The following is a 20,549-nucleotide window of genomic DNA, read 5'->3' on the forward strand; positions in this document are numbered from 1 at the left end:
ATGATCCGGTTGGGGATCCTGGGGGCCGGGGCGCGGGGCTCGGACACGTACGGGCGGTGGGCGGTCGGGCATCCGGAGCGGGCGCGGGTCGCGGCCGTCGCGGACCCGGACGGGCGCCGGCGGGACCGGCTGGGGGCGCGGGCGGGGGTGCCGGAGGCGCACCGGTTCGCCGACTGGCGGGAGCTGGTGGCGCGGGCGGACGCGATCGGGTTGGACGCGTTCGTGATCGCGCTGCCGGACCGGCTGCACGTGGAGGCGGCGCTCGCGGCGGCGGCGACGGGCCTGCCGATCCTGCTGGAGAAGCCCGCGGCGGCCACGGAGGAGGACCTGGAGGCGCTCGCGTCGGCGGCCCGGGAGCTGGAGGCGTACATCTGGATCGGGCACGTCATGCGGTACCAGCCGTTCTGGCGGACGATCCGGCGCCTCGCGGACGCGGGCACGATCGGGCGGCTGCTCACCCTCCGGGTGGAGGAGAACATCGGGTTCTGGCACTACGCGCACTCGTACGTGCGCGGGAACTGGCGCAACGTGGCGACGTCGAGTCCGATGGTGCTCGCGAAGACCTGCCACGACCTGGACATCATCCGCTGGTTCGCGGGGGAGGCGCCGGCGACGATCGCGTCGGTGGGGTCGCTGTCGTACTTCCGGCCCGAGCACGCCCCCGCGGGGGCGCCGACGCGCTGCCTGGACGGGTGCCCGGCCGCCGACTCGTGCCCGTTCTACGCGCCGCGCTACTACGCGGAGGCCCTGGCGGCCACCGACGGCTGGCCGGTGGCGCTGCTGGGCGACGACCTGTCGCCGCAGGGCCGCCTCGACGCCTTGCGCACGGGGCCGTACGGGCGCTGCGTGTTCCACTCGGACAACGACGTCGTGGACCACCAGCAGACCGTCGCCGAGTTCCCCGGCGGGCTCACGGCGGTCCTGTCGACCTCGGCGTTCACGGGCCAGAACACGCGCACGGTGCGGTTGACGGGGACGGCGGGGGAGGTCGCCGGGAACCTGCGCACGGGCGGCCTAGAGATCGACCTGTTCTCCCCGACCGCGGAGCTGCCGGAGCTGCCCGAGGCCCGGCCGGGGAAGAGCTACACGCGCGAACCCATGGGGCACCGCGTGTTCGAGGTGTACGCCGGGCCGGTGACCGTGGGCGGCGAACCGGACCACCGGGGGCACTCGGGGGGCGACGAGGCGCTCATCGACGCGTTCGTCACCGCGCTGGAGGAGGGGCGGGACGGCGGTGCGGACCGCGCCTCACAGGACCGGGCCTCCCTGGACTCTGCCTTTCCGAACCGGGCCTTCCCGGACCGCGCGTTCCCCGACCGCGCCGCGCCGGACCTCGAGGCGTCGCTGGACAGCCACCGCATGGCGTTCGCGGCCGAGCGCTCGCGCACCGAGGGCCGCACGGTCCACTGGGGCCAGCCGTGAGCTGGTGGCGCGACGCGGTCGTCTACCAGGTGTACCCGCGCAGCTTCGCCGACGCGAACGGCGACGGGGTCGGCGACCTCCCCGGGATCGAGTCGCGCCTGCCCTACCTGCGCGACCTCGGCGTGGACGCGCTGTGGATCAACCCGTGGTACGTGTCGCCGATGGCCGACGGCGGCTACGACGTCGCCGACTACCGCGCGGTCGACCCGGTCTTCGGGACCCTCTGGGACGCCGAGCGGCTCATCCGCGCCGCCCACCGGCACGGGCTGCGGATCATCGTCGACCTCGTCCCCAACCACACCTCCGACCGGCACCCGTGGTTCCAGGCGGCCCTCGCCGCCGCACCCGGTTCCCCCGAGCGGGCCCGGTTCCACTTCCGGGACGAGCCGAACAACTGGCGGTCCAGGTTCGGCGGCCCCGCCTGGACCAGGCTCGACGACGGGCAGTGGTACCTGCACCTGTTCGACACCGCCCAACCGGACCTGAACTGGGACCACCCGGAGGTCCGCGCCGAGTTCGAGGCGGTCCTGCGGTTCTGGCTCGACCGCGGCGTGGACGGGTTCCGCATCGACGTCGCCGACCGCCTCGTCAAGCAGGCGGGCCTGCCCGACCGGCCCGTCCGCGAGACCGGCGCGCCGACGTTCACCGAGGACGGGGCCCGCCCCGGCGCCCGGGCCGGCGACCAACCCGACAAGGACCGGCCCGAGGTCCACGAGATCTACCGGTCCTGGCGGCGCGTCCTCGACGAGTACCCCGACCGGGCGTTCGTCGGCGAGATGTGGGTGACCGACCCCGAGCGGTTCGCCATGTACCTGCGCCCCGACGAGCTGCACACCGCGTTCAACTTCGCGTTCCTCAAGTGCGCGTGGGAGGCCCGGGCCCTGCGCGGGGTCGTGGACGCGACGATCGCCACCCACGCCCGCGTCGGCGCCCCGCCCACGTGGGTCCTCTCCAACCACGACGTCACCCGGCACGCCACCAGGTACGGCCGCGTCGACACCCGCTTCACCAAGCGGATCCACGACGCCCCGACCGACCACGCCCTCGGCGAGCGCCGCGCCCGCGCCGCGGCCCTGCTCAGCCTCGCCCTGCCCGGCGGCGCCTACGTGTACCAGGGCGACGAGCTCGGCCTCCCCGAAGTGTTCGACCTGCCCGACGAGGCCCGCCAGGACCCCGTGTTCCGGCGCACCAGCGGCGTCGACCTCGGCCGGGACGGCTGCCGCGTGCCGCTCCCGTGGGGCGGCGACGCCCCGCCGTTCGAGTTCGGCGAGGGCGGCTCCTGGCTCCCCCAGCCCGAGTCGTGGCGCGACCGCACCGCCGCCCGCCAACTGGGCGACCCCGCCTCCATGCTGTCCCTCTACCGCCTCGCCCTGCGCATCCGCCGCGAGGAGCCCGGCCTCGGCGACGGCCCGCTGCGCTGGCTCGACCTCGGCGAGGGCGTCCTCGCCTTCGCCCGCGACCCCGGCGTCGCGTGCGTCGTCAACCTGAGCGGCGAGCCCGTCGCCCTCCCCGAAGGGGCGCCGTTGATCGCCAGCGCCGAACTCACCGGCCGGGACGGCACCGCCCTCCCCCCGGACGCCGCGGTCTGGCTGCGCATCTGAGGGATCGGCACGTCCGACCGGATGTCGGACCCGCCGGGCACCCTTGTTCCGGGGGCCCGGCGCCGCCCCGGCCATGCGGCGTGCCCGCGGCACACGCGCCGCACCGGACGACGCAGCGGATGACGCGGCGCGGTTCAGGCGTGGCGCCGTTCGACACCGCTGACTACAGTTGCGGATCGGAGGTGAGCCGTGCGCAGGAGCTCGGAATGGGTCGTCGTCGAGCGCAGCGCACCCACCCGCCGGATCTCGACCCTGGCTCTGTACGCCGGCGCCTGCGCGGCCGGGATCGCCGCGCTCTACTGGCTCGTGCACACCGAGCCGGCCCGCCTCGACTCCGGCGAGCCGAACCCCGTCGCGGCCCTCCCCGGGTTCTTCACCGTCATGGCCCTCATCGGCGCCGCGTGCTTCCTGGTGCCGCTGGTGCGCCCCCCGAAGCTCATGGTCAACCACTTCGGCCTCCGCGTGCGCCCCAGCTTCGGCAAGGCCCTCATGATCCCGTGGAGCAACATCGAGGAGCTGGCCGCGATCCACGTCGGCTCCAAGCGCCGCGGCACCTCCTACCTGCTGTTCGCCGCCGACGTGTACCTCGGGCGGGGCGGCTCCGACCGGCCCGGGTTCCTCGGCCGGTCGGTGCTGCGCGAGGCCAACCGGGCCACCGAGGGCCTGGTCGCCGGGTTCGACCTCGCGGTGCGGTGCAAGGACTTCGCGACCGAGCCGCAGCAGCTCCTCGCCCGCCTCGCCTCGTACGCGCCCGGTCACGTCCAGGTCGTCGACCGGCTCTGAGACACGCCGCCGCGACCGCGTCCCGGGTGTTCGCCGCCGGCGAAACCCCATCGGCCCCAATGCGACAGCCCGTCCGGCACCCCCACTGGGGACCGGGATGCGCGGCTTGCCCCAAATGCCGGTCCCTGCCCCGCGCGGCCGATCCGTACACTGGAGGCGATCCGGCCGCTCCGCCCCTGAACGCGCCGGATCGCCTCAACCGACCGGCAGGCAGCGCCGGCGGACCGTCCAGCATTGGGGGTACCCGTGGCGTCGATCCCGGACGAGGGCCTGCGCGCGACCCTGGCCACCATGGCGCCCGGCACCGCGCTCCGCGACGGCCTGGAGCGCATCCTCCGCGGCCGCACCGGCGCGCTGATCGTCGTCGGCTGCGACGCGATCGTCGAGCGCATCTGCACCGGCGGCTTCGAGATCGACATCGAGTTCTCCGCCACCCGCCTGCGCGAGCTCTGCAAGATGGACGGCGCGGTCGTGCTCACCACCGACGGCGCCCGCATCGTGCGCGCCGGCGTGCACCTCATGCCCGACCCGTCGATCCACTCCAACGAGTCGGGGACCCGCCACCGCACCGCCGAGCGCGTCGCCATCCAGACCGGGCTCCCCGTGATCTCCGTCAGCCAGTCGATGCACACCATCGGGCTGTACATGGGCGACATCCACCACCTCGTCGAGCCGTCAACGCAGATCCTCTCCCGCGCCAACCAGGCCCTCGCCACCCTCGAACGCTACAAGCTGCGCCTCGACGAGGTCGCCGCCAGCCTCTCCAGCCTGGAGATCGAGGACCTGGTCACCGTCCGCGACGCCGTCACCGTCCTCCAGCGCCTGGAGATGGCCCGCCACATCGCCGACGAGGTCGAAGGCCACGTCATCGAACTCGGCACCGACGGCCGGCTCCTCGCCCTCCAGCTCGACGAGCTCATGGCCGGCGTCGACACCGACCGCGAGCTCGTCGTCCGCGACTACCTGCCCGACGACGCCGACCACCGCAAGGCCCTGCGCGCGGTCGACCTCATGAGCTCCCCCGAACTCCTCGACCTCATCGCCGTCGCCCGGTCCCTGGGCTATCCGAACTCGCCCGACGTCCTCGACCGGCGCGTCAGCCCGCGCGGGTACCGGATGCTCGCGAAGGTCCCGCGCCTGCCCGAGGCCGTCATCGAACGCGTCGTCGACCGCTTCGGCGCCCTCCCCGAACTCCTCGGCGTCACCGTCGAGGAACTCCAGGACGTCGACGGGGTCGGCCCCGGCCGGGCCCAGAGCATCCGCGAATCGCTCACCCGGCTCGCCGAGGTCTCGATCCTCGACCGGTACCTCTGATCAGGTGAGGCGCAGCGCCGCCGGCGACGACGCCGCCTCGCCCAGGCGCGCCCGCAGCTCGTAGTCGCCCGCCGGGAGCTCCCGGCGCGCGCCCTCGCAGTTCTCCTCGGAGGCGAGCCCGTCGACGGTGAACTCCACGGTCCGGCCCGCGCCGTCGCTCAACTCGACCTCCTCGCCCTCCGGGGTCCCGCAGTGCGCCGTCGAGTAGACCACGTCCGAACCGGCCGCCAGCTCCACCGCGACCGAGCGCAGGTCCACCGTGCACGGCGCGTCCGCCGCGCTCGCGACCAGGACGCTCACCGGCACCTCCGCGCCCGACCGGACCTCGTCGAACGCCGCCACGACCTGGAGCATGAGCTCCTCGGCCGGGCACGCCGCCACCGGGGCCGCGGTCGGCGACGGGCTGGGGGAGTCCGAGGGCTCGGGGATGTAGGGCCGCTGCGCCGAGGAGGACGGCGTCGGCGCCGTCCACTCCTGCTGGGCCGCATCGGCCTCGCCGCCCGGGTCCTCCTCGTCGCCGCCGCCCAGGGCGCTCAGCCCCAGGACCGACGCGAGGACCACCGCCAGCACCGCCCCGGCCACGATCGCCCGCCGCCGCCAGTAGACCGACTCCGGCTCCGAGCCCTTCACGAACCTGCCTTTGAATCCCTGCACGCCGGGACGCTAACGCAGCCCGGGCCCGCCCGGGCGGAATTACACGCCCCGCGACCCGGCTCCCCCGCTGTCGGACCCCGCGCCGACAATGGGGTCATGCGCGCCGCCACCGAAACCACCGACCCGGCACTGCCCTCCCCCGACGTGCTCGCCGAGCGCCTGCTCCCCTGGTTCGACGCCCACAACCGCACCGAGCTCCCGTGGCGCCGGCCCGGGACGACCGCGTGGGGCGTCCTCGTCTCCGAGATCATGAGCCAGCAGACGCAGGTCGCCCGCGTCGCCCCCGTGTGGGAGGCGTGGATGGCGCGCTGGCCCGAACCGGCCGACCTCGCCGCGGCGCCGACCGCGGACGTCCTGCGCGAATGGGGCCGCATGGGCTACCCGCGGCGGGCCCTGCGCCTCCAGGAGTGCGCGAGGATCATCGCCGAGGAGCACGGCGGCACCGTCCCCGCCGACCCGGCCGAACTCGAGAAGCTGCCCGGGATCGGCAACTACACCGCCGCGGCGGTCGCGGTCTTCCACTACGGCGGGCGCCACGCGGTCGTCGACACGAACGTGCGCCGCGTCGTGGCCCGCCTCGGCGGCCGCAGCGATGCCGGCACCGCCACCACCCGGGCCGACCTCGCCGCCGCCGCGGCGCTGCTGCCCGAGGACACCGCGACCGCCGCGCGGGTGTCCTTGGCGCTCATGGAACTGGGTGCCCTGGTGTGCACCGCCCGCAAGACCGAGTGCGGCACCTGCCCGGTCACCGCCGAGTGCGGGTTCTCCGGGCAGGAGCTCCCGGAGGGGCCCAGCCGCAAGCGCCAGCGCTACAAGGGCACCAACCGGCACGTGCGCGGGGAGGTCATGGCGCTGCTGCGGGACGCCGACGGGCCCGTCGAGCGGGCCCGGATCGACGCGGTCTGGACCGACCGGCGCATGGTGGACGAGGCCGTCGCGCAGCTCATCGCCGACGGCCTCATCGGCACCGACGAGCAGGGCCGGTTCGAACTCCCGAGTCGGTGACAAACGGTCCCGCCGCTGCTAGCGTGGGAGTTGAGAGAACTTCACGAAGCTCGGTCGGCACCGGTCCCCAGGGACCGGCGGCCCCGGGTCCAACCCCGCCGGTCACCGCGGCGGGGCACCGGGCGGACCTCCGGGTCCGGCTCACCGCCGGTGCCGGGACCGACCGCCTACCGCACGGCCGCCCCCGAGCGGCCGGTCGGGAACACGACGACGCGGCTCGCGCCATCCACCGTCGCGTCGACCGCGGACCGGCCGCCCGAAACGCGGGCCGTGCAGGAGCGGACGCCCACGCGGCGCCCGCGACCGGGCAACGGCAATGCCGTCGGGGTACCGCGCGCTCAGACCCGGGCGGCATTGCTATGCGCGCGGGCCCACCGCGACCGGCGCCTCGGTCCGCCGGGCCCAGCGCACCAGCCACCACACGATGAGCACCGCGGGCAGGCCCTTGAGCATGATCCCGCCGAGGACGCCGAGCGACCCGAGCCCGAGGCCGTCGCGCAGCAGCGGCGAGTTCCACACCGCGTGCAGCACGATCACCCCGGCGACCGATCCGGCCGCGACCCACGCCGCGCGCGTCGTCCGCCGCGTCGCCGCGTACGCGATCCCGGCGCCCGCGATGGCGGTGAAGATCGCGTGGCTCCACAGGCCCGCGAGGACCCCGCGGACGAGGAACACGGCGACGACCGGCGCGACGGCGTCCCCGGCCCGGTTGACCACGGTGCTCGACATCGCGAACGCGTAGCCCTCCACGATCTGGAACCCCGCGCCGCAGAACGCGCCCAGGACGATCCCGTCGAGGACCCCGTGCAATCGCCCCCAGAAGATCGCGACGACCAGGACCACCCCGGCGGCCTTGACGACCTCCTCCACGAGCGGCGCGGCCAGCACCGGCGCCCAGCGCTCGGCCCAGGCCGGGCCGTGCGCGGTCGCGAGGAGCCCGTGGAGCGCCCGGGACCCGAACAGGGAGGTCATGACGGCGACGGTGGCGCCCCAGACGAGGCCGAGCGCGAGCGCGGCGGCCGGGAGCGCGAGGTGCCCGGCGAGGCGGCGGCGCATGACCGCGAACGGGACGGCGAAGAGCGCGAACAGGACCAGCGCGGCGGTCCCGGCCCGCGGGTAGGCGAGCGCCACCGGGAGGGTGTTGTACAGCAGCAGGATCGCGGCCGCGCCGATGAGCAGCGCGGCCGTCCACTGGGCGGGGGAGGTGGGGTCGGGGCGCATCAGGCGGCCCCGAAGGCGAGCCGGGCGAGGAGCTCGTCGATGCGGTCGACGGTGCCGGCGTCGAGGGAGGCGCCGCGGGCGGTGACCTCGGCGCGGGTGCCGCCGTGCACGAACGCGCACGCGAACCCGGCGCCGGTCTCGGTGACGAAGCCGCGGCCGGCCCCGTCGACGCCGTCGGCGGCGCAGTCGCGGGACTCGGTGAGGCGGACGCCGGGCTGGGCCTCCAGGAGGCGGGCCATCTCGCCGGCCAGGTACTCGGCGTCGAAGCCGTAGGGCCCGGCGACGGCGATGTCGACCTCGGCGTCGCCGACGAGGAACTCGGCGCGCCCGGACTCGGGCCGGTACTGGCCGGGGCGCATCCGGGTGCCCTCGGGGAGCACGACGGTGACGCCCGCGAGCGTGAACCGCTGCCCGCCGACGTCGACGGTGGGGGAGACGGCCTTGTTCAGTAGGGGGACCGCGAGCGCGAACAGCAGCACCGCGGCGGCGACGGCCGCGGCGACGGCGAGGCTCCTCATGCGGGACACACTTCAAGCGTCGCATGTGGTTCGCGGCATTGCATCGGTAATGCCCGGCTCAGGGCGGCGGGTCCGCGATGCGGCGGCCGCGGCCGGGCGGGAGGCCGCACGGGTGCGGCGGCGGGGTGTTCGAGGGGCGGTGTGTTCGAAGGGCAGTGCCTTCGAGAGGCAGTGCGCTCGAGGGGCGGTGGGTTCGCGGGGCGCGCGGGGCCGGTGCGCACCGGGGCGGTGCGGTCGGGGCCGCGCTGATGTCGCGCCGGTCCGGTGCGGACGCCTTGCCGGCCGGGACCTGGTTCAGGGGTCCGTCGGCCGGCGTCGCGTCCGCGTGTGGTCGCCGGGGCGGGCCCTGAGGGAGGGCCCGCGTCCTCGCCGGCCGGGGATCGGCCGGTCGCCGTGGACCACGGCTTCGTTTCGGGGCGGGGGCCGGAAGGGTGGTCCGGCCGCTGTGGATGGTTCCTCGGGCCTCGTCGCCTGGTCGGTGGCGGGAGGCGGTTGTCGGGTGCTAGTCGGCGGCTTCGCGCTGGACCGGGATGTCGCCGTTGATCAGCGCGCGGATCTCGGACTCGCGGTAGCGGCGGTGGCCGCCCAGGGTCCGGATCGCGGAGATCTTGCCGGCCTTGGCCCAGCGCGTCACGGTCTTGGGGTCGACGCGGAACATCGCGGCGACCTCAGAGGGGGTGAGCAGGGCCTCGGACTCCACCGGAAGGTTCAGCTCTGTCGTCATCGTTCGTTCTCCTCCACACACGGGCTGCGAATCACCGGCTGCCGAGCCTTGATTCGTTCCTTCTGCAATCGTCCGGCCTGTCGTAGATGTCCGACATAGGCCGAACGGCCGATTTTGCTTGGACTTTCCGCTCGGATCGCTCATCCGAGTGATCACTCCACAAGCGAACGAGCAGGCAGCGGGCCCGCAGACCGGGGCGAAGCGAGATAAGTTCAGTCTTTCGGCGAGACGACGATCACGCCATCGGTCGACAAGGCGCGCATAGCATTCCTGCGCGTCCTCGGGTTCGGAGGCGCCGAGGTGGTCGAGGGCCTGCCAGGTGAGGTCGACCGAGTCCTCCTCGCGGAGCTCGTCCGGGTCCATCCTGGAGACGAGCCCGCCGTAGTCGAGTTCGACGACCGAGTCGCGGTGGAAGCCGTCGAGCCACCGGCCGGTCTCGGCGAGGGCCTCGGCGAGGTCGGCGCCCTCCCCGAACTCGGCGCGCACGAGGTTGCGGGCGACGGCGAGGCCGGTGCGGGACTTGGCGATCGGGGTGCGGTAGCGCAGCAGGCTGAGGCCGGGCTGGATGACCAGCTCGCGGTCCTCGGGGCGCACGCACGCGAACCAGCGCAGCGGGACCGACCAGGAGGCGACGTGCTCGTGGGCGTCGGCGGGGGCGTCGTGGCGGTCGCCGCCGTCGTCGAGGGCCACGATCTCGGCGGCGGAGGAGAGGAACTCGGGCGGGAACAGGGCCTCGGCCACCGCCTCGGGGGTCAGGCGGCGCACCTCCAGTGCGGCCGAGGCGATCCGGTACCGCAGGTTCCACGGGCACACCAGCGGGTCGCCCTCGCCGCGGTCGATGACGTACGCCTCGCGGCCGAAGGTGGGGACGCCCCGCCAGGGCCATCCGATGCGCTCGTACAGTGCTTCCCGTCGGACCCTGGGGCCCTCGAGCGGGTCGACCGCGCGCCCCGAAGCGGCGTACGCGCGCCAGTAGCCGGCGTCGGCGAAGGCCACGGCCGGCTCGTAGACGCGCAGATAGGACGCGTTCGGTGCGTACACGAGGCAGATACTTCCATAGTCATATGCTGGTGGCGTAGGCATACCCGCGCTACGACGAGGAAGCGGCCGCGACCCGGCCGCGCCCCTGGGGCGCCGCCCGGCGCGCACCGCGCTCCGGGGCCCGCACCCCTAGAGAAGAACTGGAGAGCAAGCCATGAGCATCTTCGACGCGACCGGCCACGAACAGGTCGTGTTCTGCCACGACCCGGACACCGGGCTCCGGGCGATCATCGCGGTGTACTCGACCGCGCTCGGCCCGGCCCTCGGCGGCACCCGCTTCTACCCGTACGCCTCCGAGGAGGAGGCGCTCACCGACGTGCTGCACCTGTCGGAGGGCATGGCGTACAAGAACGCGATCGCCGGGCTCGACCACGGCGGCGGCAAGGCCGTCATCTGGGGCGACCCGGTGGCCGACAAGAGCGAGGCGCTGCTGCGGTCCTACGGCCGGTTCGTCGAGTCGCTGGGCGGGCGCTACGTGACCGCGTGCGACGTCGGCACCTACGTCGAGGACATGGACCACGTCGCGCGCGAGACCCGCCACGTGTCGGGGCGCAGCCCCGAGTCCGGCGGCGCGGGCGACTCCTCGATCCTCACCGCCTTCGGCGTCTTCCAGGCGATGCGCGCCGCGGCCCAGCACCGCTGGGGCGCCGTGGACCTCGCCGGGCGCACCGTCGGCGTGGCCGGCCTGGGCAAGGTCGGCCGCCACCTGCTCCCCCACCTCGTCGAGGCGGGCGCCGAGGTCGTCGCGTGCGACGTCAACGACGCGGCGATCCGCTGGACCCAGGAGCAGTTCCCGCAGGTGCGGCTCGTCGCCGACGCCGACGAGCTCATCGCCGCGGGGATCCACGTGTACGCCCCGTGCGCCCTCGGCGGGGTCCTCAACGAGACCGCGCTGAAGACCCTCGACGCCGAGATCGTCTGCGGCGCGGCCAACAACCAGCTCGCGTCCCCCGAGGTCGCCGCCGAGCTCGACCGGGCCGGGATCCTCTACTGCCCCGACTACGTCGTCAACTCCGGCGGCGTCATCCAGGTCGCCGACGAGTACGACGGCGCGTTCGACTTCAAGCGGGCGGAGCGGCGCACCGCCGGGATCTTCGAGACCACCGGCCGCATCCTCGACCGCGCGAAGGGCGAGGGCACCACCCCCGTGGCCGCGGCCGACGCCCTGGCCGAGGAGCGCATGGCCGCCGTCGGGCGCCTCCAGCGGATGCGCCTGTTCCGCTGACGTCCGCGAGGATCCTATAGGATGTCCGGCTTATCCTATAGGATTCCGCGAACCCGCACGTGCGCAGCGTCGCCGGGCGAATTCGGATGGTGAGAACGAATCTCGCGATTCGGACGGATGTTCGTCCCGGTCTGGTGGTCATCGCCGGTAATCTGTGGCATCCAACTCATGGGCCGGGATGCAGTCGGGCGCCGCGAGGCTGTACCGTAGGAGCCACGAAGAGATTGCAAGCATTCCGGGGCGCCGTAACGGCTGCCCCGATGATTTCTGTGCGAGGGGGTCGAGCCATATGGGGCGCGGCCGAGCTAAGGCAAAGCAGACCAAAGTGGCCCGGAAGCTCAAGTACCATGCTCCGAACACCGACCTGCGCGCGCTCGAGCGCGAGCTAGGCACCGGTCGTGAGGACGAGGTCGACGACATTGAGCCTCCTCCTGAAGAGGAGCCGGACCCGTACGCCGCTTATGCCGACGATCGGTACGACGGAGACGAAGACGATCTCCGCGAGGATGACTGGCTCCCGCCGAAGAAGCAGTTAGCACTGCGGCCCGCGGTGACGCCGGATCGTGCCCGCACGATCTGACCGGCCGCGAGCCTGGCGGGCCCGCCCGACCGATCTCCGCGATCTCCATATCCAGAACGGGCAAGCGCCTCCACTGCGCCGGCCCGGTCACCGCCCCCGCCGCGGCCTCCCAGGCCCCGTCCGGGAGCGGCGCTGGAGCAAAGACTTCGGATGTCGGCGGACGACGCGATATCCAATATGCACGAAGAGAGGCGGCGCGACCGAGACCCGGTCGCGCCGCCTCTTCTGCTGCTCGGGGAGCGGCTACTGCTGCGGCGCCTGGGGCCACTGGTTCTGCTGGGTCTGCGGGGCGGCGGCCGGCGGGACCGCGGGCTGCTGCCCGGTCGGGTAGGCCGGGGCGGCGGCCGCGGCCGGAGCGGCCTTGCCGGGGACCAGGAGCGCACCGGACACGAAGAGCGCGTAGGCGCCGATGAGCAGGAGCGCCCCGATCCACGCCGACGCGTCCGAGCCGGACGAGCCGTCCGGCAGCGACAGCAGGTCGTACAGGAAGCCGGCCAGGAACACGGCGGTGCCCGCCACGGTGAGCGCCTTCCACAGGGACCGCAGCCGCTCGCCGGCGAACAGCGCCAGCGCGAACATGACGATCACGGCCGTCAGGACCGACGGGAGCCCGAACAGGTGCGAGGCGACGTCGACCTGGAGCTCGGTGGAGTCGGAGGTGCCGGTGATGAGGCCGGACAGGGCCAGCGCGCCGAGGCCCGCGATGCCCAGGATCGCCGGGAGCGAGGGCACGCCGAGCTTGTCGAACAGCGACGGCGCCGGCGGGGCGTAGGCGGCGTACTGCTGCTGGGCCTGGTACTGCGCCTGGGGCGAGGCGTAGGGGGCCTGGGCGTAGGGCTGCCCGGGCTGCGCGGACACGGGCTGCTGCGGGTAGCCCGCACCTGATTGCTGTTCACTCATGCCCTCATCATGCCTTGGACGGGCAAATGGGCGCACCCGGGTTGCGGAGCCGGTCACCGGCCCGATGCGGGCCCTTCTCCGGTGCGGGGGGCGGGAAACGGGCGGAATCGGCGGCCCCGAACGCAGCGCCGCGACGACCCGAGCCCGTAGTCTGGAGCCATGTCGCAACGTCTCCGTCCCGTTTCGCCGATCTGGGTGGCAGGCCGTCCGCAGCACGGCGAGGAGGAGTTCTTCGTCACCCACCCCTTCGACGACTCCCCGGTGGGCGCCACCTCGTGGGCGACCGCGGGGCAGGTGGAGGCCGCGGTCGCCGCCGCCTCCGGGGCCGCCGCCGAATGCGCGGCGCTGCCCGCGCACGTGCGGGCCGAGGCCCTGGAGCACGTGCGGCGGCGCCTCGACGAGGAGGCCGAGACGTGCGCGGAGCTCATCACCGCGGAGTCGGGGAAGCCGATCGCGTGGGCGCGCGTCGAGGTGCGCCGGGCGGTGTCGGTGTTCCGGTGGGCGGCCGAGGAGGCGCGCCGGTTCACCGGCGAGGCGCAGCGCCTCGACACGGACCCGTCCGCGGAGGGGCGCCTGGCGCTGGTGCGCCGGTTCCCGCGCGGCCCGGTCCTGGGGATCACCCCGTTCAACTTCCCGCTGAACCTGGTGGCGCACAAGGCGGCACCGGCGGTCGCGGCGGGCTGCCCGATCGTCCTCAAGCCGGCGCCGGCGACCCCGCTGTCCGCCCTGCACCTGGGAGCGCTGTTCTCCGAGACGGACCTGCCGCCGGCGATGCTGTCGGTGCTGCCGGTCCCCGACCACCGGGCCGAGCAGCTCGTGGACGACCCGCGGCTCGCGGTCGTGTCGTTCACCGGGTCGGGCCCGGTCGGCAAGCGGATCCTCCAGCGGGTCCCCGGCAAGCACGTGACGCTCGAACTGGGCGGGAACGGGGCCGCGCTCGTCACCGCCGAGTACCCCAAGCGGGACTGGGCTGCCGAGCGGATCGCGATGTTCGGCAACTACCAGGCCGGGCAGTCGTGCATCGCGGTGCAGCGGGTGTTCATCGAGGCGCCCGCCTACGCGGACATGGCGAACCGGATCGTGGAGCAGGTGAAGGCGCTGCCCACGGGCGATCCGAACGACCCCTCGTGCAAGGTCGGGCCGCTCATCAGCGCCGAGGCGGCCGAGCGGGTCCAGTCGTGGATCGACGAGGCCGTCGACGAGGGCGCGAAGGTCCTGTGCGGCGGCGGGCCCCGCCAGGGCGCGCTGGTCGAGCCGACCGTGCTCACCGACGTGCGCGCGGACGCGAAGGTCCTGCGCGAGGAGGTGTTCGGGCCGGTGCTCGTGCTCGCGAGCGTCGACAGCTTCGAGGCGGGCCTGGCCGCGGTGAACGACTCGCGGTACGGGCTCCAGGCGGGGGTGTTCACCGAGAGCCTGCCGCAGGCGATGCTCGCCCACCGGACCCTCGACGTCGGCGGCGTGATCATCGGCGACGTGCCGTCGTTCCGGGCCGACCAGATGCCGTACGGCGGCGCCAAGGGCTCGGGGCTCGGACGCGAGGGCGTGCGGTCGGCGATGCTCGACTACACGGTGGAGAAGGTCCTGGTCCTGCCCGACGCGCTCTGACCGCGGCCCGAACCGGGCCCCGGCCGCGAACGCGCCGCGAGGTGCGTCACCTCGCACCGGGGACGGACCGGCACCATCGGGACGGTTCCGCTCCGCGACCTGCGAGTTTCCTTCACAGGTTTCGCCCTCCGAGTGGCCGGTGTTGACAAAGGGCTATAGCGTGGGCTGCATGACGGTCCCTCCCAATTACGGTCCTCAGCCCGGCCCTCCGCCCGAGCAGCCGCAGACCCCCGGGTACGGCTTCCAGTCGCCGTACAACGGCGGCCAGAGCCCGTACGGAAGCCAGCCGCAGCAGCCCCAGCCGTCGCCGTACGGGTCCGCACCGCAGTACTCCGCGGGCCAGGCCGGCGGCGGGCAGCCCCCGTACGGGGCCGAGCCGCCGCCCTACGGCGGACCGGTCCTGCCGCCCGAGCCGCCGAAGCGCAACTACGGGCTCATCGGCGGGGTCATCGTCGGCGTCCTCGTGCTCGTCCTCGGCGGCGTGCTCCTGGTCGTGCTGAACATGAACAAGGACGACGGGAAGGACACGGCCGCGGACCCGACCACCGGGGAGGAGGCGTCCCCGTCCGAGGAGGCGTCCGCGAGCGAGGAGGCCACCGAGGAGGAGCAGGCCGGCTCCGAGGTGGGCCAGTGCCTGCCGTACGAGCCCGTGATCGCCGACGGCGGCTACGGTGACGGCCTCGAACTCGTCGACTGCGCCGACGCGACCGCGTTCTGGGAGATCACCGCCCAGTCCTACGACGTCACCGACGTCGCGGTGGACGAGGAGGGCAACCTCACCGACTTCACCGCCGCGAAGGCCCTGTGCGGCGACGACTGGGCCGTCCTGCGCCCCGGCGAGGCGTGGTCGAACTGGCACTACGTGTACTCCTCGGGCACCCTCGACTCGCTGTACTGCATCAAGGCGACCGGCGCGGCCGACCCGAGCGAGCCCGCGAACACCCCGTACGTCCCCGCCGAGGGCGACTGCTTCTACGACGCCGAGTCGTGGTGGACCGTCGACTGCGGCTCCGACCTGGCCCAGTACGTGGTCGTCGGCGTCGTCAACCTCGACACCCCGGTCGCGATGACCGAGGACGAGGCCGCCGACCAGGCGACCTGCGGCGGCTCCTGGTACTGGCAGGTCACCGACCCCGAGGGGCGGACCTCCGCGATCCTCTGCGGCGACGACGTCTAGACCGCGAAGCGAACGACGGGGCGGCCTGCGGGCCGCCCCGTTCCGCTACACCCGGACCTGCGCCCGGAGCCCTTCGAGGTCCCCGCACGAGAGAACGGCGGCACGGCCCCCAAGGCCGCACCGCCGTCCGGTGCCGTGCTGCTGATCCCCTAGCCGAAGCGGCCTGTGATGTAGTCCTCGGTGCGCGGGTCCGACGGGTTCGAGAACAGCCGCTGCGTCTCGTCGAACTCGACGAGGAAGCCGAAGCGCTCGCCCGCGGCGTCGACGTCGGCCGAATAGAACGCCGTCGCGTCGGAGACGCGCGCCGCCTGCTGCATGTTGTGCGTGACGATGACGATCGTGTAGTCCTCGACGAGCTCGTTCATGAGCTCCTCGATGCGGGCCGTCGCGATCGGGTCGAGGGCCGAGCAGGGCTCGTCCATGAGCAGGACCTCCGGCTGCACCGCGATCGCGCGCGCGATGCACAGGCGCTGCTGCTGCCCGCCCGAGAGCGCCAGGGCGCTCTTCTTCAGGTTGTCCTTGACCTCGTCCCACAGGGCCGCGCCGCGCAGCGCCTGCTCGACCCGGTCGGCGAGGTCGTCCTTCATGCCGTTGATGCGCAGGCCGTAGGCGACGTTGTCGAAGATCGACTTCGGGAACGGGTTCGCCTTCTGGAACACCATGCCGATGTGGCGGCGGACGGCGATCGGGTCGACGCCCGAGCCGTACACGTCCTTGCCGTGGTAGGTGATCTGGCCGCTGACCTTGGCGCCCGGGATGAGGTCGTTCATGCGGTTGATCGACCGCAGCACCGTGGACTTGCCGCAGCCCGAGGGGCCGATCATGGCGGTGATCCGGTTCCGGGCGACCGGGAGGGAGACGTCGCGGACCGCGTGCGCCTTCCCGTAGTGCACGCCCACGCCCTTGAGCTCGATGACGGTCTCGGCGGCGACGGGCGCGCCCGTCCGCCCCTGCGGGGCCAGGCCCGCGATGGGGGCCTTGACCCTGGCACCAGTCTCGTTCACGGTCACGCGTGCTCCTATCACCGATCGTCAACCGCTGTTAACGTGTCCTGCCCTCATGGAACGCCATGCAGGTGCACGAGGAGCGGCCAGCAGGTGAACTGGCGGTGAATGGAGTGCGGTGGCGGTCACGCGCGCCCGGCGGGCGCTCGGGCGCGACCGCGCGGACGCTCAGGCGTGCTCGGGCGGCAGCAGCTCGTCGTTCGGGTAGCCGCCGAGCAGGTCGTCGGAGGCGGTGAGCGTGAACTCCTCGGCGACGGCGACCGCGCCCAGGTCGACCGAGCCGGCGACGTCGCCGTCCTCGGCCAGCTCCATGAGCATCCCCCGGATCACCGGCGCGGGCACGCCCGCGTCGTCGGCGAGCGCGGCCAGGGTGACCTGCACGGTCGCGGACTTCGCGTTGCCGGGCAGCGTGAAGCGGCCCTCGTCGTCGAACTCGTAGTCGACGCCGCCGACGCGGCGGATCGCGATCGCGGTGAGCTCTTCGAGGTCCCCGCGCTGGTCGGCGGCCTCTTCGATGGCCTCCAGCTTGTCGAAGGAGAGGACGTCGAAGGGGTTGATGTAGAGCTGCGGGGCGACGTACATGACGCCTTCGCGCTTCTCGGACCGGTACAGGCCGAGTTCGAGGAGGAATTCGAGCAGGTCGCGCACGGTGTGCGGGACGGGCAGTCCGGCGCGGCGGCAGTGGGTGGTGAAGGTGTCGATGCGCTCGGAGCGCTCGGCGGTGGCCCGGTCGTACTCCTCGCGGGCCTCCTTCTCGACGACCTCGGCGGAGGCGCCCAGGTGGTGCTCGGAGGCTTCGGCGATCCAGTCGTCGACGTCGCCCGGGTCGCACCAGACGGGCTCGTTCCAGATGTCGTCCTCGGGGAAGGCGTCGGCCCACCATCCGGCCGGGAACGGGTTGAGCGAGGGGACGGTGCGGAACAGCTCGATGCTGCACGGCATGATGCGGATCCACGCGGGGTGCATGGGGGCTTGGACCGGGCCGGACTCGTCGCCGAAGGGCCGCTCGAAAGATTCCACGCATCGACCGTATCAGCGCGGGGCGGCGCCGCCGCGCCGCCGGGACGCGACTTCGCTTTCAGCGTACTGCGGTGGAAGGGGCCGTCCCGGTGCGGTGATACCGGGTATTGCTCAGTGCCCGTTGCGTGCCCGTTCGACGGCCCGCCCCCGGTCCCGCCGTCGCCGGCGGTGCCGGAGGCCGCGCCCGCGCCGGGACGGCCCTCGCGCGTCGGCCCCGCCGGCCCCGGCCCCGGGCGTGCCCGCGGATCGGGGGACGCGGCCCGCCGCGTCCGGGCCGACGTCACTCCGATCGATGCATGTCGATATCGACCGAACGGCCCGGTTCGGCTATCCGTTCGAGCGGATACCGGACAGGTCCGGTTCGAACTCGGCGAGGCCCCCGAGGTGGTCGGGGGTCAGGTATTCGAGGGTGCGGACCTGCTGTTCGAGCAGGCGGCCCACGGTGACGATCTGGTCGGCGGCGTTGAGCACGAGCCAGTGCTCGTACTCGGCGTACTGTGGTTCGACCGGAGCCAAGGTCACTTCGGCTTCCTTCCTGATGTGCCTGCGGTCAGTGGTGCGATCCGTCAATAGTGCGATCCGGAACAACCTATGCGCCGTGAGCCGCGCACGGATTCATGACACACCCGCGGCGGCCGGATTACCCGGTCCGGGCGCGGTCGCACCGTCCGGTTCAGGATCGCAGCACGAGTTTCAGGGTCGGCACCCCGTCCCGGGTGATCTCGACGGGCACGCCCCAGTCCTGGCGGGTGAGGTGGCACGCGGGGTGCTCGGCCTCGGCGTCGCAGGTCGCGGCCTGCGCGACGACCTGGAGGACGCCCCGCTCGACGCCGTCGGCGAGGACGAGTTCGCGCGAGAGGTCCTCGGTGCGGCCCGCGCCCTCGGCGAGGAGCTGGGGCGGGTCGGCGGACACGGTCACCTGGACGGGCGAACCGAACGTGTAGTCGAGCTTCTGCCCGGGGGCGGGCGCGAACAGCACGTCGAGGCGCAGGCGCCCGGGGGCGACCTTGGTGCGCTTGCGGGTGACGCGGTGGTGCTCCCCGGCGACGGCGGCCTCGGCGAGGTCCGGGACGGCGAGGCGGTGCGCGGCGGACTCGACGACGGCGATCCGGTCGCCGAGCGCGAGGACGTCGCTGGGCTCGGCGAGGCCGGAGGCGAGCGTGGAGACGGTGCCGGTCGCGGGGTCGTAGGCGCGGAGGGCGCCGTTGTAGGTGTCGGCCACGGCGACGCGGCCGTCCGGAAGGACGGCGACGCCGAGCGGGTGCTGCATGAGCGCGTCGGCGGCGGGGCCGTCGAGGTGCCCGAAGTCGAACAGGCCCTGGCCCACGACGGTGTGCATCCGGCCGGCCTCGACGTAGCGGAGCGCGGAGGTCTCGGCGTCGGCGATCCACAGCCGGTCGCCGTCGGCGGCGAGGCCGGAGGGCTGCGCCATCCACACCTGTTCGAGGGGGCCGTCCTTCAGGCTCTCGACGGTGGTCCCCGCGTAGACGCCGGCGGTGCCGGCCCTGGGGTCGAAGTACCAGAGCTGGTGGATGCCGGCCATCGCCACGATGACCTTGTCCTCGAACCAGGCGAGGTCCCACGGGGAGGAGAGGTCGACCTCCAGGGCGGCGTCGGTGCCGTTGTCCATGCGCCACTGGGCGCCGGTCCCGGCCACGGTGACGGTCTCGCCGGTGGCGAGGCGGACGCCGCGCAGGAGGTGGTTGACGGTGTCGGCGACGACGAGGTCGTAGCCGACCTGCGCGGCCACGTCCGCGGGGAGGAGGACGAGGCCCTGCGGCTCGTTGAACTCCGGCGCGGGGCCGTCGGCGCGGCCGCGCACGCCGGTGCCGATGACGCCTTTCACGGTGGCGAGGTCGGGGGCGAGGCGCACGAGGCGGTGGCGGGCCGAGTCGCTGACGAGGACGTCGCCGGGTTCGGCGGCACCGCGTTCGGCGGTACCGGCCTCAGCGGTACTGGGGAGCTCGATCGCCTTGCCGGGGAAGCGGAGCGCGGTCTCGGCGGGCGGGGCGGCCACGTAGAGGCTGCCCTCGGGGTCGAGGGTGCCCTTGGCGGTGTGGACCGCGACGAGGTCGCCGATGATCCGGTCGAGGGCCTCGACGTGGCCTTCGCCGGCCATGGTGGAGACAGCGTAGCCCTCGGGGTCGAGGACGACGAGGGTCGGCCAGGCGCGGGCCGCGTAGGCGTCCCAGGTCTTCAGGTCGGGGTCGTCGAGGACGGGGTGCTCGACGCCGTAGCGCTCGACGGCGGCGGCGAGGGCCTGCGGGTCTCGCTCGTGCTCGAACTTCGGGGAGTGGACGCCGATGATGACGAGCGCGTCGCCGTACTTCGCTTCGAGGGGGCGCAGCTCGTCGAGGACGTGCAGGCAGTTGATGCAGCAGAAGGTCCAGAAGTCGAGGACCACGACCTTGCCCTTGAGGCTGTCGAGGTCGAGCCGCTTCCCGCCGGTGTTGAGCCAGCCGCGCCCTTCGAGCCGGGCGGCGCGCACGCGGGACTGCTTCTTCGCGAACGGCGCCGGCTCGGGCCGGTCGTTCGCGGGCTCGGAGTTGGCGGTCCCGGCGTCTCCGGCGCTCCCGGCCCGGTCCTTCGCAGACGATGTCACCGGGCGAGCGTAGCTCGCGCGGCCTGCGCGAACGCCCCGCTCGGCCCGGACGCGAACGAGCCTCACAACACGGCGAGGGCCGATGGGGTTCCCATCGGCCCTGTGCGTCGTGTCGTACCCCCGCGTTATTTTTGCACCAGGGGTCCCTTAGAC

The 20,549-nt window shown here is 73.5% G+C and carries 18 protein-coding genes and 1 pseudogene; 9 read left to right on the forward strand and 10 right to left on the reverse strand.

The annotated features are described in order from the left end of the window. The 4 genes from BLS99_RS12370 (at position 1) to disA (ending at position 5,120) form a co-directional block, all read left to right on the forward strand. A complete protein-coding gene (locus tag BLS99_RS12370) occupies positions 1-1,422 on the forward strand; it encodes a Gfo/Idh/MocA family protein (protein WP_091049493.1) in 1,422 nt (473 codons plus the stop codon). Next, a complete protein-coding gene (locus BLS99_RS12375) occupies positions 1,419-3,023 on the forward strand; it encodes a glycoside hydrolase family 13 protein (protein WP_218126442.1) in 1,605 nt (534 codons plus the stop codon). Before BLS99_RS12370 ends, BLS99_RS12375 begins: the two co-directional genes overlap by 4 nt. A 189-nt stretch (positions 3,024-3,212) precedes the next feature. Beyond that, positions 3,213-3,806, forward strand: a complete 594-nt coding sequence (locus BLS99_RS12380) for a hypothetical protein (RefSeq protein WP_091049497.1) — start codon at positions 3,213-3,215, stop codon at positions 3,804-3,806. Between the two features lie 246 nt (positions 3,807-4,052). Next, positions 4,053-5,120 carry a DNA integrity scanning diadenylate cyclase DisA gene (gene disA, locus BLS99_RS12385; RefSeq protein ID WP_245712236.1) on the forward strand — a complete coding sequence of 356 codons (1,068 nt, stop codon included), beginning with the start codon at positions 4,053-4,055 and terminating at the stop codon, positions 5,118-5,120. On the opposite strand, the gene BLS99_RS27415 is transcribed toward disA, so the two are convergent. Next, positions 5,121-5,774, reverse strand: coding sequence for a hypothetical protein (locus tag BLS99_RS27415; protein WP_143034780.1), 654 nt, complete (start codon positions 5,772-5,774; stop codon positions 5,121-5,123). It abuts the gene before it with no gap. Between the two features lie 96 nt (positions 5,775-5,870). Between BLS99_RS27415 and BLS99_RS12395 the strand changes: the two genes are divergently transcribed. Continuing rightward, the gene (locus tag BLS99_RS12395) at positions 5,871-6,779 is read left to right on the forward strand and encodes an HhH-GPD family protein (RefSeq protein WP_091049504.1); all 909 of its coding nucleotides are present in this window, start codon (positions 5,871-5,873) and stop codon (positions 6,777-6,779) included. Positions 6,780-7,136: 357 nt separating this feature from the next. Here BLS99_RS12395 and BLS99_RS12400 read toward each other — a convergent pair whose 3' ends face one another. From BLS99_RS12400 to BLS99_RS27840, 4 genes and pseudogenes are all read right to left on the reverse strand, one after another. Continuing rightward, positions 7,137-8,000 (reverse strand): PrsW family glutamic-type intramembrane protease, encoded by an 864-nt coding sequence (locus BLS99_RS12400; protein WP_091049507.1) that lies wholly within the window; start codon positions 7,998-8,000, stop codon positions 7,137-7,139. Beyond that, positions 8,000-8,518, reverse strand: a complete 519-nt coding sequence (locus BLS99_RS12405; RefSeq protein WP_091049512.1) for a hypothetical protein — start codon at positions 8,516-8,518, stop codon at positions 8,000-8,002. Before BLS99_RS12405 ends, BLS99_RS12400 begins: the two co-directional genes overlap by 1 nt. Before the next feature lie 502 nt (positions 8,519-9,020). Then, a complete protein-coding gene (locus tag BLS99_RS25660) occupies positions 9,021-9,242 on the reverse strand; it encodes a BldC family transcriptional regulator (RefSeq protein WP_112134444.1) in 222 nt (73 codons plus the stop codon). Between the two features lie 237 nt (positions 9,243-9,479). Next, positions 9,480-10,325, reverse strand: a pseudogene (locus tag BLS99_RS27840) (DUF8083 family protein); the annotation flags it as partial. Positions 10,326-10,437: 112 nt separating this feature from the next. Between BLS99_RS27840 and BLS99_RS12415 the strand changes: the two are divergent. After that, on the forward strand, positions 10,438-11,508 hold the full coding sequence (locus tag BLS99_RS12415; protein ID WP_091049517.1) for a Glu/Leu/Phe/Val dehydrogenase dimerization domain-containing protein: 1,071 nt from the start codon (positions 10,438-10,440) through the stop codon (positions 11,506-11,508). A 289-nt stretch (positions 11,509-11,797) separates the two neighbouring features. Beyond that, complete coding sequence (locus BLS99_RS12420) at positions 11,798-12,088, forward strand: DUF3073 domain-containing protein (protein ID WP_091049520.1); 291 nt, start codon at positions 11,798-11,800, stop codon at positions 12,086-12,088. Between the two features lie 243 nt (positions 12,089-12,331). On the opposite strand, the gene BLS99_RS12425 is transcribed toward BLS99_RS12420, so the two are convergent. Continuing rightward, the gene (locus BLS99_RS12425) at positions 12,332-12,988 is read right to left on the reverse strand and encodes a hypothetical protein (protein ID WP_143034781.1); all 657 of its coding nucleotides are present in this window, start codon (positions 12,986-12,988) and stop codon (positions 12,332-12,334) included. Between the two features lie 159 nt (positions 12,989-13,147). Between BLS99_RS12425 and BLS99_RS12430 the strand changes: the two genes are divergently transcribed. Beyond that, complete coding sequence (locus BLS99_RS12430; protein WP_091049527.1) at positions 13,148-14,593, forward strand: aldehyde dehydrogenase family protein; 1,446 nt, start codon at positions 13,148-13,150, stop codon at positions 14,591-14,593. Between the two features lie 169 nt (positions 14,594-14,762). Next, the gene (locus tag BLS99_RS12435) at positions 14,763-15,770 is read left to right on the forward strand and encodes a hypothetical protein (protein ID WP_091049531.1); all 1,008 of its coding nucleotides are present in this window, start codon (positions 14,763-14,765) and stop codon (positions 15,768-15,770) included. Positions 15,771-15,919: 149 nt separating this feature from the next. On the opposite strand, the gene pstB is transcribed toward BLS99_RS12435, so the two are convergent. The 4 genes from pstB to BLS99_RS12455 form a co-directional block, all read right to left on the reverse strand. Beyond that, on the reverse strand, positions 15,920-16,780 hold the full coding sequence (gene pstB / locus BLS99_RS12440) for a phosphate ABC transporter ATP-binding protein PstB (RefSeq protein ID WP_091049535.1): 861 nt from the start codon (positions 16,778-16,780) through the stop codon (positions 15,920-15,922). 162 nt (positions 16,781-16,942) lie between these two features. Then, a complete protein-coding gene (locus BLS99_RS12445) occupies positions 16,943-17,794 on the reverse strand; it encodes a DUF6042 family protein (RefSeq protein WP_091049539.1) in 852 nt (283 codons plus the stop codon). A 327-nt stretch (positions 17,795-18,121) separates the two neighbouring features. Next, positions 18,122-18,316, reverse strand: coding sequence for a hypothetical protein (locus tag BLS99_RS12450; protein WP_091049542.1), 195 nt, complete (start codon positions 18,314-18,316; stop codon positions 18,122-18,124). A gap of 151 nt (positions 18,317-18,467) precedes the next feature. After that, entirely contained in the window at positions 18,468-20,282 is a 1,815-nt protein-coding gene (locus BLS99_RS12455; RefSeq protein ID WP_091049716.1) for a thioredoxin-like domain-containing protein, read from the reverse strand. Between the last annotated feature and the right edge of the window lie 267 nt (positions 20,283-20,549).

The organism is Glycomyces sambucus, from assembly GCF_900102815.1.
GTDB lineage: Bacteria > Actinomycetota > Actinomycetes > Mycobacteriales > Micromonosporaceae > Glycomyces > Glycomyces sambucus.

Bases quoted from the DNA above. Each gene is read 5' to 3' on its own strand.
- BLS99_RS12395 (WP_091049504.1), top strand. From the start codon at position 5,871: ATGCGCGCCGCCACCGAAACCACCGACCCGGCACTGCCCTCCCCCGAC.
- BLS99_RS12420 (WP_091049520.1), top strand. From the start codon at position 11,798: ATGGGGCGCGGCCGAGCTAAGGCAAAGCAGACCAAAGTGGCCCGGAAG.
- BLS99_RS12415 (WP_091049517.1), top strand. From the start codon at position 10,438: ATGAGCATCTTCGACGCGACCGGCCACGAACAGGTCGTGTTCTGCCAC.
- BLS99_RS12405 (WP_091049512.1), bottom strand. From the start codon at position 8,518: ATGAGGAGCCTCGCCGTCGCCGCGGCCGTCGCCGCCGCGGTGCTGCTG.
- BLS99_RS12400 (WP_091049507.1), bottom strand. From the start codon at position 8,000: ATGCGCCCCGACCCCACCTCCCCCGCCCAGTGGACGGCCGCGCTGCTC.
- BLS99_RS12425 (WP_143034781.1), bottom strand. From the start codon at position 12,988: ATGAGTGAACAGCAATCAGGTGCGGGCTACCCGCAGCAGCCCGTGTCC.
- BLS99_RS25660 (WP_112134444.1), bottom strand. From the start codon at position 9,242: ATGACGACAGAGCTGAACCTTCCGGTGGAGTCCGAGGCCCTGCTCACC.
- BLS99_RS12430 (WP_091049527.1), top strand. From the start codon at position 13,148: ATGTCGCAACGTCTCCGTCCCGTTTCGCCGATCTGGGTGGCAGGCCGT.
- BLS99_RS12435 (WP_091049531.1), top strand. From the start codon at position 14,763: ATGACGGTCCCTCCCAATTACGGTCCTCAGCCCGGCCCTCCGCCCGAG.
- BLS99_RS12370 (WP_091049493.1), top strand. From the start codon at position 1: ATGATCCGGTTGGGGATCCTGGGGGCCGGGGCGCGGGGCTCGGACACG.